The sequence below is a fragment of the Pseudomonas sp. Irchel s3h14 genome, assembly GCF_900187425.1.
In the GTDB taxonomy this organism is placed as follows: Bacteria; Pseudomonadota; Gammaproteobacteria; order Pseudomonadales; family Pseudomonadaceae; genus Aquipseudomonas.
Map to the genome: position 1 here is coordinate 1 of NZ_FYDJ01000034.1, position 11,208 is coordinate 11,208.

Annotated in this window: 8 protein-coding genes and 3 pseudogenes; 10 read left to right on the plus strand and 1 reads right to left on the minus strand. The window is 57.3% G+C overall.

Annotated elements, in window-relative coordinates; genetic code table 11:
* From CKW16_RS30355 to CKW16_RS30390, 8 genes and pseudogenes are all read left to right on the plus strand, one after another.
* Positions 1 to 502, plus strand: a pseudogene (locus CKW16_RS30355) (hypothetical protein); the annotation flags it as partial.
* A 324-nt stretch (positions 503 to 826) separates the two neighbouring features.
* Positions 827 to 1,258 (plus strand): annotated as a pseudogene (locus CKW16_RS30360) (DNA-binding response regulator); the annotation flags it as partial.
* Positions 1,212 to 1,408 (plus strand): annotated as a pseudogene (locus tag CKW16_RS32755) (hypothetical protein). The pseudogenes CKW16_RS30360 and CKW16_RS32755, both read left to right, overlap by 47 nt.
* Before the next feature lie 813 nt (positions 1,409 to 2,221).
* The gene (locus tag CKW16_RS30370) at positions 2,222 to 3,154 is read left to right on the plus strand and encodes a universal stress protein (RefSeq protein WP_095133219.1); all 933 of its coding nucleotides are present in this window, start codon (positions 2,222 to 2,224) and stop codon (positions 3,152 to 3,154) included.
* Positions 3,155 to 3,462: 308 nt separating this feature from the next.
* Positions 3,463 to 4,968, plus strand: coding sequence for a PLP-dependent aminotransferase family protein (locus tag CKW16_RS30375; RefSeq protein ID WP_095133221.1), 1,506 nt, complete (start codon positions 3,463 to 3,465; stop codon positions 4,966 to 4,968).
* 112 nt (positions 4,969 to 5,080) lie between these two features.
* The gene (locus CKW16_RS30380) at positions 5,081 to 6,151 is read left to right on the plus strand and encodes a sugar phosphate isomerase/epimerase (RefSeq protein ID WP_095133223.1); all 1,071 of its coding nucleotides are present in this window, start codon (positions 5,081 to 5,083) and stop codon (positions 6,149 to 6,151) included.
* A gap of 33 nt (positions 6,152 to 6,184) precedes the next feature.
* On the plus strand, positions 6,185 to 7,450 hold the full coding sequence (locus tag CKW16_RS30385; protein ID WP_095133225.1) for a nitrate/nitrite transporter: 1,266 nt from the start codon (positions 6,185 to 6,187) through the stop codon (positions 7,448 to 7,450).
* Between the two features lie 542 nt (positions 7,451 to 7,992).
* Positions 7,993 to 8,427, plus strand: a complete 435-nt coding sequence (locus CKW16_RS30390) for a DUF2721 domain-containing protein (protein WP_176471624.1) — start codon at positions 7,993 to 7,995, stop codon at positions 8,425 to 8,427.
* Between the two features lie 319 nt (positions 8,428 to 8,746).
* Here CKW16_RS30390 and CKW16_RS30395 read toward each other — a convergent pair whose 3' ends face one another.
* The gene (locus tag CKW16_RS30395; RefSeq protein ID WP_095133230.1) at positions 8,747 to 9,085 is read right to left on the minus strand and encodes a hypothetical protein; all 339 of its coding nucleotides are present in this window, start codon (positions 9,083 to 9,085) and stop codon (positions 8,747 to 8,749) included.
* 184 nt (positions 9,086 to 9,269) lie between these two features.
* Here CKW16_RS30395 and CKW16_RS30400 point away from each other — a divergent pair, with 184 nt between their 5' ends.
* Together CKW16_RS30400 and CKW16_RS30405 are read left to right on the plus strand one after the other, a co-directional pair.
* Positions 9,270 to 10,178 carry a peptidyl-prolyl cis-trans isomerase gene (locus CKW16_RS30400; protein ID WP_095133232.1) on the plus strand — a complete coding sequence of 303 codons (909 nt, stop codon included), beginning with the start codon at positions 9,270 to 9,272 and terminating at the stop codon, positions 10,176 to 10,178.
* On the plus strand, positions 10,178 to 11,176 hold the full coding sequence (locus tag CKW16_RS30405; protein WP_095133234.1) for a HupE/UreJ family protein: 999 nt from the start codon (positions 10,178 to 10,180) through the stop codon (positions 11,174 to 11,176). Before CKW16_RS30400 ends, CKW16_RS30405 begins: the two co-directional genes overlap by 1 nt.
* The last annotated feature ends 32 nt before the right edge of the window (positions 11,177 to 11,208 follow it).

Here is an 11,208-nt window from a genome sequence, read left to right on the forward strand (position 1 = left end):
CTTCCTCATCGAGAGAGTGGACTCGAAGCTCATTGACGCGGTTCAGCTCACGATGGGCCTGGGCGTGATCAAGGTCCCGACGATCGAGTTCATTCAGGAGACCGAGAGCCTGGCCAGCGATCTCCAGCTGCAGTTCAGCGCGACGCTGACCGACAAGGATGGGGACTCGGCGACGAGTACGTTTGACGCCAACCTGTTCGCCAACGACCCGGCCAACGCGCTCTTCGACTTCACGCTGGTGGGTACGGGCGGTGAGCGCGATGCCTTCAACATTGATTTGTCAGTCGATGAGAACCTGTACCAGGTCACCGGCTTCGATGCGGGCCCAGGCCTGCGAGACACGCTGGTGCTCAACGGCGACCAGAACGCCGTTGTCCAATCGATCGACATCTCCGGCAATGACAGCATCGTGACGATTGCCGAGGATGGCGGACAAACAACGACCATCACCTTGGTCGGGGTCGATGTTCTGGCTGGCGACATTGTTTTTGGCGGCGTCTGAGGCATCGCGCGCGTAGTAAAAAAAGGATGCGAGGGTGGCGCAATCCACCCTCGCATTGTTTTTTGCCGTTTCGACACGGTGACGGCCCAGGCGCGCCAACGGGTGTCAGAGCGTCTTGTTTTGACGTGAAATCGAATCCAGTTCCACCCAAGTGGACTCGGGTGGTTAAGCGCTAATGATCTCTTTGATCAGGGGCGGGCACCGTCAAGGCTTGTCGGCGCTCTCATCTGTCCTTCGATCGCGATGGCCAGGTGAGCGAGCTGCTGATCCAGGAAGTCCAATGGATGGAGGCCATAGTTCATTTTCAAGGGAGTCAGGAAAGTAATGACGACCCACAGAAAACCAATACGCGTGATGCTGATCGATTGTCGTCCCCTCGTTCTCATTGGGCTTCACGACTTGATCAATGCCAGGAAGCCTCAGATGGAAGTGAGCGGCCAGGCCACCACCTATACCAATGCGCTGGATCTTGCCGATCAGTTGCGTCCCAATGTGATTTTTTTCAGTTTCTTTCCAGATGCGCTGAACCCGCTGGAGGTCGTCGCAGAACTCACCCGCAGCGCCGAAATGAAAGTGCTGGTGCTCAAGGGCCTGTACGAATCCGTTCCCGTTGCCCAGGCAATAGAGGCGGGCGCACGCGGCATCGTACTGGCGGAAGACCCGACGGAATCGATCATCCAGGCCATCATCACGGTCCACCACCGCGACACTGGACTGGATAGAGCCTGGGCTGGTGGACTTTCCGGTAAACCAGCTTGCCCTTGAGGCCGCCACAATGGAGCTCACGCTCAGGATCGAGCAGCGTGGATCAGGTGACGTTGCCGAGAACGTTCGGGGCTGGGGGCCATTAGCAGGAACGAAGAGTTCATCAATATGACTCTCGCAGTGCTCATTACGCAGGAGTAACTACTTCGCGATAGACAATTTTCGGCCAATAGTTACGTGCCATGAAGGTCTGCTTTGGGTCCAGTCCATGGCACCACCGGATCCATCACAATCAGGAAGCGCTCGCGACGAGCTTGCTTGCGTTTTTCGGCGTACTCGGCATCGAAAAAGGTAATCTGCTTCAGACTTCTCAGCCAGCGAGAGCAGTGCGATTTCATCAGATCGAATAGGGTTTGTTCAGAGGTTCTCTTAGTTGAAAATCAACTAACTCAATCGACCAACTAACTGAACTTTAAGCAGAATAGCCACCATACTTAGACATTGAGTTGAGCGCGCAAAAAAACGCCCACAAGAGAGCAACTCGATTCATTCCACCAAGGTCGGAGGTATTCACCTACGCGTAGTATTCGCGCGGGTGAAAGGCGTAGACAGGCACGGCATTTAACGCGGCAGACGCTCACACGCTTACTTTAGCAGCAGCGCAACCAGGAGGAAGTACGCAGTTCATTCGGCACCGAGTGTACCGGCCGCGTTACAACTCAATATAGATGCAATGGAACAACAGCGCCAGTTCTGTGGAGTCAACTTGCGCAGTTGCATGAGCGATCAGCAGCCGTTCCGGTAATTAATGCCAGTACGATTCGAGCGTCAACAATCGGACTGAGCAGGCAGGATTCGATTTTAGCTGTCGCGTGCATGATGTCGGTAAGTGAGCTTCCGGTTGACGGGCGGACAAGGGTTGGCCTAACGCGTACAACCCACCCGAAAGGGCATAGGCCAAGAACGCCCGTGCCGCCCCACATAAAAACTGTACTCACGCACAGGAAGACACTCATGCACACCATTCGCAACACCTTGGTGGTGGTGGATTCGCAGCAGTCCAAGGACCTGACCCTGAATAGAGCCAAAATGATTGCCAGCGCGACCCAGTCGCACCTGCATCTGCTGGCCTGCGACAAGGGACACCAGCATTCCTCCTACCTGAACGACATGCAAGGCGCCTTGGTACAGGAGGGTTATAGCGTCAGCGCCCAGCAAGCCTGGAATGGGAGTTCACACAAGACCATCATCGCCGCCCAACAGGCGGAGGGCTGTGGCCTGGTGATCAAGCAGCACCTGCCCGACACCCCGCTGATGAAGGCCCTTCTCACCCCCGAGGACTGGAAGCTACTGCGATACTGTCCCTGCCCGGTGCTTATAGTAAAAACTGCAAGACCCTGGACCGGTGGCACCATTCTCGCAGCCATCGATGCTGGCAGCAGTGATATGGAGCATCGCGTCCTGCATTCCGGCATCGTCAGCCACGGCTACGACATCGCCGCATTGGCCGGCGGCACTCTACACATGATGAGCGCCCACCCCTACCCCATGCTTTCGGCGGCCGACCCCGTACTCCAACTCAAAGAGAGCATTCAGGCCCTCTATCGCGAACTGTGCAAAACATTCCAGGCCGAATTCGACGTCAGCGACGAACGCCTGCATATCGAGGAAGGTTCGGCCGATGTGCTGATCCCGTACATCGCGCACAAGCTCGAAGCCGTGCTCACGGTGATCGGTAGCGTGGCCCGTACCGGACTGTCCGGCGCATTGATCGGCAACACCGCCGAGATGATTCTGGACACCCTGGACAGTGACGTACTGGTACTCAAACCGGACGACATCATTACCCACCTGGAGGAACTGGCCGCCCCATCACCCAGTACATCGGCAGATACTGCGGCATCCTCTTGGCCGTATAACCACCATAACCATCGGCCACATACTTAGGAGCTAGTCAACTGCGCTCCAGTTTTTTGGTTTTCTATTGAGTTTCTGAGCTCAACTGCGGCGGTTGAATATTGATGTCCACTTTTTCCAGGGTGCCTGGTAAACGGGAATGGCGCTTCATAGTCGATGGACACCGCCTCACCGGTATCGCGGCCAATGTCGAACGTCTCGGTAGCGCTGTAGCGAATCGGTATTGCGCCGGACATCACCGCCAGACGGATGACTTATCGGGTATCGCTCGATACCCTTACCTCCCCGTCGCCTGACGGTTTCCAGGTCAAGTCCCATTTCACCCAGACGAGCATGTCATGAAATCCCCCGCAGGTTTGCTGCTGTCGGCTATCGAGTTGGACCGTGCCAGTGCCATTCCCCTGTACCGCCAACTGTATCTGCAGATTCGCAAACAGATACTCAACGGCAGACTCCAGGGGGGTGTGCGCCTGCCGTCGACCCGAACCTTAAGCAACGAGTTGGGGTTGTCGCGGATCACCATTCTCAATGCTTTCGATCAGCTGATTGCCGAAGGTTTCCTGGCCTCGCGCACTGGCGCCGGTACGTATGTCGGCACTGAGTGGGAAAGCCGGGGTATCGAAGATGAGCAACCGCGCCAGCCACCGCGCCTCTCCGACTTGAGCCAGTCGATGCTGTCGCTGCGCAGCGATCATTTTCGCGGGGTGTCCTATGCTGACTGGGACCCCGCGACCCCGACATCCTTCCTGCCCAGCCACAGCACCTATGACGCATTCCCGCAGGTGATCTGGCGGCGCCTGATGAACCGTCATCTGCTCAAGCCAACCAAGGCCATTCTGGGCTATGGCGAGTTGCAAGGCTTGCAGGCGTTTCGCACAGCGATTGCCGAATACGTCTTCGATGCGCGTGGCATCGACTGCAGTGCCGGGCAAGTGGTGATCGTTTCCGGCGCGCAGCAAGCGTTCAACCTGCTGGGCATGCTGCTGCTCAATCCGCAGGACAGCGTCTGGATGGAGGACCCGGGGCACATCGCCGCGCGCATTGCGTTGCAGGCCCAGGGGGCTCAGGTGATTCCGTTGCGTATCGATGAACAGGGGATCGATGTCCAGCAAGGCCTGACCGAGTGCCCTGATGCCCGCCTGGTGTTTTGTACGCCTTCGCGCCAGCATCCTTTGGGTGTCACCCTGAGTTATGCGCGGCGCCAGGCACTCATCGACTGGGCTGCGCAACATCAGAGCTGGATCATCGAGGACGATTGCGACAGTGAGTTTCGCTACAGTGGCCGACTCCTCCCGGCGCTGTATGCCATGGACCAGATGGCCCGGGTGATCTACGTCGGAACGTTCAGCAAAGTGTTGTTTCCGTCACTGAGGCTGGGCTACGTGATTCTGCCGCAGGCCCTGGTCGAACCCTTTTGCACCCTGCGCGCGGTCATGGATCGCAGTCCGCCTACCCTGCTTCAGGCGACAACGGCAGACTTCATGATCGAAGGCCACTTCCTGGGGCACATCCGCCGCATGCGTGCGCTGTACAAGGCGCGCCAAGAAGCCTTGATTGAACAACTTGAAAAGCAGATTGGTAGCTTTTTCAGGATCACTCCGACAGATGCCGGCATGCACCTGATCGCCTGGCTGCCCCCCGAACTCAGTGACACCGACATCGCCCGGCAACTGGCCCAGTACAACATCCACACCTATGCCTTGAGCGACTACAGCATCAAACATGCCCTGCCGCCGGCGCTGTTGATCGGCTTTGCCGGCACGCCTGAAAACCAGGCCCGGGAGCGTGTCGAAGAGTTGGCCCAGGCCTTGCGCACATTGGGTTATCTGCCGCCGACCACTTGAAACGAGGCAAGTGGTCTTATCAATTAACTGATAATGGATCTATCGAGAGTTCCTGACTGGCGCGATAAAGGCTGCGCCGGTAGACCCGGTGTCTGAACCAGGAACGACTCTAATGAACAATAAGATCCAGGAACGATTCAACGCCTTGCTGAGCCATAAGGTGGTCGAACACGGGGCTGTTCCCGTGCTTACGGACGCACTGGCCCGGCGGCTGCTTGAACGTCTCGGGCAATTGCGCCTGTTTGCCCACGCCTACCCGCTACTGACCAACCTCACCCACGGTCGTGTCACCCCTGCCGACCTGCTGGACTTCGCCTATCGCCACGAGCTGCAAGGCCTGAGCCTGCACTTGCTCGACGGCGAGGAAAACAGCCTGAGCCAAATGTCACCCGCGCAGCTCCAGGCGTTTGCCGCCAAGGCCAAAGCGCTGGGGCTGGATGTGCACCTGGAGATCAGCAGCACGCTGAAAAAGGATGTCGACCAGGTGATCGTAATCGCCAGGGCCCTGGGGGTGCGCAACATCCGTGTTTACTCACGTTACGAGGGCACGCTGTCGCGGGTCATGGACGTGATCGAGACCGACCTGCTCTACCTCGCACAACAGGCCGACGAACACGATCTGTACTTTGACTTCGAGCAGCATGAAGAACTCAAAAGCGGCGAAATCGCGCAACTGCTCAACCGCCTCAACCACCCTCGCCTGCATGCCCTGTTCGACTTTGGCAACATGATCAATGCCTGCGAACAGCCCCTGCAGGCCCTGCGCAACCTGGCGCCGCACATCCGCCAGACTCACCTCAAGGGTGTGCGCATCGTCCCCGAGCAAAACGGCTTCGGCCATTACGGCGTTTTGCAGGGCAGCGACGAGGACGATCTGCCCAGCGCCCGCATGCTGTTCGAGCTGTTGATGCTCGGCGAAGCAGCCCCGCAGGTGATCGCGTTCATCCTCGAGCAGGAAAACCACTACGTGGCCCCGGCCTTCCGCCAGAGCACTGAGGCGGCCGATCCCTTCATTGCCTACCGGGAGATGAGCGAAACGCCGCTGCCGAACGGCTACTCCCTTGAGCGAATGCTGGCCGACGAACACCGCTGGGCGAACAACCAGGTCGCCTATGTCCGTAGCCTGCTGGCCGAATTGCGCACCCTGTCCGAACTGACCCTGGCCACCTCTTCCAACGCCTGAACCTGACGACCCGACTACGCCCGGAGAACAATAATGACAACTCAAAACAAGGCCAAATGGCTCAGATTCCTGATCCTCATCCTCGGTGGCGGCACCATCTACAAGCTGGCGAACCTCAAGGACGCCTTCTATGTACCCATGCAGGAATTCATGGGCTTGAGCCACACTGAAATCGGCATGCTGCTCAGTGCCAACGCGATCATCGCTACCGCACTATTTGTCGTGGGCGGTCTGCTCGCCGATCGCTACGACACCCGCAAGCTGATCCCCCTCGGCCTGATCGGCACCGGTGGCCTGGGCTTGTACCTGGCGACCTTTCCACCCTTCAGCAACCTGCTGATCGTGTTCAGTCTGCTGGCCATCTGTGCCGACTGCCTGTTCTGGCCCTCGCTGCTCAAAGCCATCCGCAACCTGGGTGACGATCAGGAGCAAGGCCGGTTGTTCGGCCTACTCGAAGGCGGGCGTGGCGTGGTTGACACCCTGGTGGCCTTTTCCGCCCTGGGCGTGTTCGTCGCCATGGGTTCGGGCGAAACCGGCCTCAAGTCGGCAATCCTGTTTTATTCGGTCATCGATATTCTGGCCGGCACCCTGACCTGGTTCCTGCTCAAGAGCGGCAGCGCGCAGTCGGTGGCCAAGCCGAAGAACGGTCTGGCGAACCTGATGGAGGCGATCAAGGTACCGGGAATCTGGCTGGTCAGCCTCAACGTCTTCATGGTCTACATCGTCTACTGCGGCCTGACCTACTTCATTCCCTACCTCAAGGAAATGTACGGGTTGCCCGTGGCACTGGTGGGTGCCTACGGCATCATCAACCAATACTTCCTGAAGATCCTCGGCGGTCCTGCCGGCGGTTTCATCGCCGACAAGCAGTTCAAGAGCACCAGCCGCTACCTGAAGTGGGCATTCCTGGCGCTGCTGCCGTTGATGGGCGTGATCATGCTGATTCCGAAAAGCCCGGACTTCATCTATGCGGGCATGGCCGCCACCCTGTCCTTCGCCCTGATCGTGTTCTCCATGCGCGGCGTGTTCTGGGCCCCCATGGGTGAGGTCGGCATTCCCCAGCACATCACCGGCTCGGCCTTCGGCATCGGTTGCCTGATCGGCTATGCACCCGGCATGTTTGCTTACGTGATCTATGGCGCGATCCTCGACCACTTCCCCGGTCAACAGGGTTACAACTATGTTTTCACCCTGATGAGCATACTGGCCATTGTGGGCTTCATGGTGTCCAGCCTGCTCTATCAAGCGGTGCGCAAAAAATCCAGGGCCACTGGCGGGATGAGCGCTGCGCGAGCCTGATCATCGCCATGGACTCCGGGAGGAGGAATCGTCTACCACGCCGATCCCTCCTCCTGGCCACAACGCTGGAATGAACCGAAGCTTGCGCACAATCTGGATAACGCGTTAACGCGACGGAACGCTTTTTCATCTTATGGCGACGCACCGGCTTATTGGGACGACCGTTAGCACTCTTGATCGGTGGCTTGAGACTGCAGCGTTTCGCGAGAGGCAGAAATCGGCCAATAGGAGTCAGTCGCAAGTGTCCAGCAACAAGATTCGAGGGACCTATATTTATTTTCATTAGTGTCAGGATGCCCCACTACACGGCATAAAAACGTTTGCTCACTGTTGAAAGTCTCCTGGACTGCTCTACGCTCCACGACAGGGAGCCCCGACCAACTCACAGGCCTAGCCTGACGTTGGTGCCCTGTTGTCAGTAATACTCAGCCCCCAAGACTGTACTGAGGCCCTCAGCTGATAACAGGGTGCGCCCTGCCTTTTGACCGCGAATTATGTCAAATGGAGAATTTCAAATACTCGGCCTATAGGTGGTCCCTAAATTGAACGAATTCATTCCTGACGCTGTGCGGTTGTCGCAAATCTTTTCACAAGCAACAGCCCCGACGTTTTTCCTCGGTGCAATAGCTGCGTTCGTTTCGTTAATGACTTCGAGGTTATCAGTTGTCATCGACCGTACACGGGTACTCAATGCGATCCCCGAAGACGACCAGAGGCGTGCGCACCTCAGGGCCGATCTGGAGCGATTGAGGCGGCGGGCTGAATTATTAAACGCTGGTATCCTGTCTTCTTTGCGCGGCGGACTTTGCGCCACCCTGTTGCTCGCGGTCATCTTTTTAACTGAGTTCATGGGCTTCAAGTACGCCTATGGTGCCGGCCTTCTTTTTGTAGTTGCCACATTCTTCCTCGGTGTGGGTCTGTTTCGCTTCGCCCAAGAAGCTAAAATCAGTGTCAGTGCGGCGGATGAACACCTTTGACCGATTCAAATTCTTGGTGCTAAGTCCGGAGCCCCCGAGGCACTGCCCCAGACGCGACGAATTCCCCCTGACTTTGGGGGCATCTCTGATAGTCCGCTATAGGTTCATTACAACCCTTCGTGACAGACTGCAATCGGCCGATTGTGACAAAAAAGTCGGCCGGGCCTGGCTAGCAATGCATTGAACGGTGAAAGCATCTTTTTTTGCACGCGACTACATCAAATCTGGTCCTGAATCTTCGCGCAAGTCTCCGACTTTAATCTCAAACGCGTACTTTTCAGCCATGACAACCGAAGTCGACTTTTTCAACAGAATTGGCTCAATGTGAAGTCTCTCTGGTCATTGCTCGAATCAAAAATACCGTCATGATCCCGTGCAATACGACCACTGGCCACAATAAAACCCCACTCGATTCCCCCGAGATACCAACGTAGGCGAGATAAAGCGCAACGGCTGCGTTATAGATCAACATCCCGAGCATTGCTGGTCCGGGCCAGCAGGCGATGGCCAATGCGGTGAGGGCGATGCCGGCCACGCGGACGATGACGCCCGTCAGTTCGATGCCAAGCAGAAGTTGCCCGATCAGCGACGGGACAAGTATCAGCGCCACACCAGTGGCTGCCTCGATGATCGCGGCGAAAACAAGCAGTCCTTTCATCACATGGGCGCTCCGTCCCGGGCTGTATAGGTGCAAGACTGGACGGTCCTGGGGAATTGGTTAATCCGATTGCTACTAAGCCTTAGTGCTTATCGTGATTAGCCTTGGTGGAAAGTTCCGGTACAGCAGCAATACTCCACTCGGCCGCGAAAACTATTCGCAGTATAGCGTGGGGCAATAAGTCATGAACTTAAGCGTCTGCGAAGCGAAAGAATCTCGACTTTCGTTAATCAAGCGATGCCTTCGCCAGCCGTTATTGCACTTTCTAATCGCCGGTTTTGCACTCTTTGTGCTGTACGGAGGTTTACACCGCTCAACCCTTAATCAAGATCCGCAACGCATCGAAATCACACCTGAAATTGTTCAGCGGATCGCGATTTCCTGGCTGGCGCGATGGCAACGACCCGCATCGGAGCAACAGTTGCAGGGCCTGATTGAGGAATATGTGAAAGAGGAAATCCTCTATCGCGAAGCACTGAAACTTGGCCTGGATAAAGACGACACTATTATTCGCCGTCGACTGGCGCAAAAAATGGATTTCCTTGCCGAGGATGTAGCGTCACTTCGCGAGCCGGCACCCGGTGTACTTGAGGCCTGGTACAACCAGCATCAGGACCAATATGCCCCGCCGCCACTTTTGACCTTCCATCATTTGTTTTTCGCCTTCGACAAACGTGGTGCGGATGCGCAAGCGCAGGCTCAGTCCGCACTAAGTGGGCTGTCTGACAAGAACAGTGGTGAAGGCGATGCCTTTATGTTTAAAAACGCCTACTCAGAACAATCCCGGGATCAGGTGGCGCGGGTCTTTGGTTCAACGTTCGCCATTTCATTATTCAAGCACACGCCAGGTAGCTGGGTGGGGCCTGTGGAGTCGGGGTTTGGCTGGCACCTGGTGTGGATTGATGCGCTGGCCAAATCACCTCCTCCGCCCTTAGAAGCCGTGGCCCAGCAGGTCAAGTCCGATTGGTTGTCCGAACAACGCAGCGCATCGAAACGCGCGAATTTCGATGCACTGAAAGCACGCTATGAGGTCGTGGTGATGATACCTGCTTCCGCCGGTGCGATTGCCGCCACACCCACGGAGCGGCCGTGATGCGGCGCACAGTATGGCTGCTGTTGGTCCTCTGGTTCGTGGGCCTAACGGCCATCGCCCATGAGTCGCGCCCCGCTTACCTGGTACTCAACGAAACGGCCGCCAGGCGCTATGACGTACTGTGGCGCACGCCGGTGCTTTCTGGCATGCGGTTGCCGGTTGCGCTCCGGTTTGCCGAAGGTGTGCGCACTGTCGTGGAACCCGTGGAAAGCGAACTGAACGACTCACTGATCGAGCGTCGGGTCATTGAAGCCGGTCCCGCAGGACTGGTCGGGCAACGTATTGAATTCATCGGCCTGCAAGCGAGCATCACCGATGTGCTGGTGCGTGTCTCGCGCCTGGACGGCAGCCTGACGACCACCCTCGTCCACCCTGCGCAACCCTGGATAGAGATCGCTGCGACGCCGGGAGCGTTCTCAGTGGCCGGTGCATTTCTGCTTCATGGCATCCAACACATCCTGGGGGGCTTCGATCACCTGCTGTTCGTCTTCGGTCTCCTGCTGCTGGTGAGTAATGGCTGGATGCTGGTGAAGACCATCACCGCATTCACCCTCGCCCATTCCATCACTCTGGCACTCGCTACACTGGGTGCGGTGCGGCTGTCCGGCCCTCCTGTGGAAGCGACGATTGCGCTGAGCATTCTGTTGCTGGCAGTGGAAATCGCCCGCAAGAACCGTGACGAAACCAGTTTCACCCTCCAGTGGCCATGGGTGGTGGCGTTCTGTTTTGGCTTGTTGCATGGCTTCGGTTTTGCCGGTGCGCTGGCGGAAATCGGTTTGCCGCAGCGCGATCTGCCGCTGGCGCTGCTCACCTTCAATGTCGGCGTCGAGATCGGCCAACTGATGTTCGTCGCCGTCGCGTTGAGCCTGCGTGCACTGTTGCTGCGTTGTCGACTGCCACGGCCCGCAGTCCTGTATGCCCGACCGATTGCGTCTTACGGGTTGGGTACGCTGGCTGCCTTCTGGTTTTTCCAAAGAGTTTCGAGTTTCTTGTCCTGAGTTGCACCCTGCCATTGCCGTATTCCGGAGAC

What these genes read in the sequence shown, in the direction of transcription:
- CKW16_RS30395 (WP_095133230.1), bottom strand. Translation starts at nt 9,085, where the DNA reads ATGAAAGGACTGCTTGTTTTCGCCGCGATCATCGAGGCAGCCACTGGT.
- CKW16_RS30405 (WP_095133234.1), top strand. Translation starts at nt 10,178, where the DNA reads ATGCGGCGCACAGTATGGCTGCTGTTGGTCCTCTGGTTCGTGGGCCTA.
- CKW16_RS30370 (WP_095133219.1), top strand. Translation starts at nt 2,222, where the DNA reads ATGCACACCATTCGCAACACCTTGGTGGTGGTGGATTCGCAGCAGTCC.
- CKW16_RS30380 (WP_095133223.1), top strand. Translation starts at nt 5,081, where the DNA reads ATGAACAATAAGATCCAGGAACGATTCAACGCCTTGCTGAGCCATAAG.
- CKW16_RS30375 (WP_095133221.1), top strand. Translation starts at nt 3,463, where the DNA reads ATGAAATCCCCCGCAGGTTTGCTGCTGTCGGCTATCGAGTTGGACCGT.
- CKW16_RS30385 (WP_095133225.1), top strand. Translation starts at nt 6,185, where the DNA reads ATGACAACTCAAAACAAGGCCAAATGGCTCAGATTCCTGATCCTCATC.
- CKW16_RS30400 (WP_095133232.1), top strand. Translation starts at nt 9,270, where the DNA reads ATGAACTTAAGCGTCTGCGAAGCGAAAGAATCTCGACTTTCGTTAATC.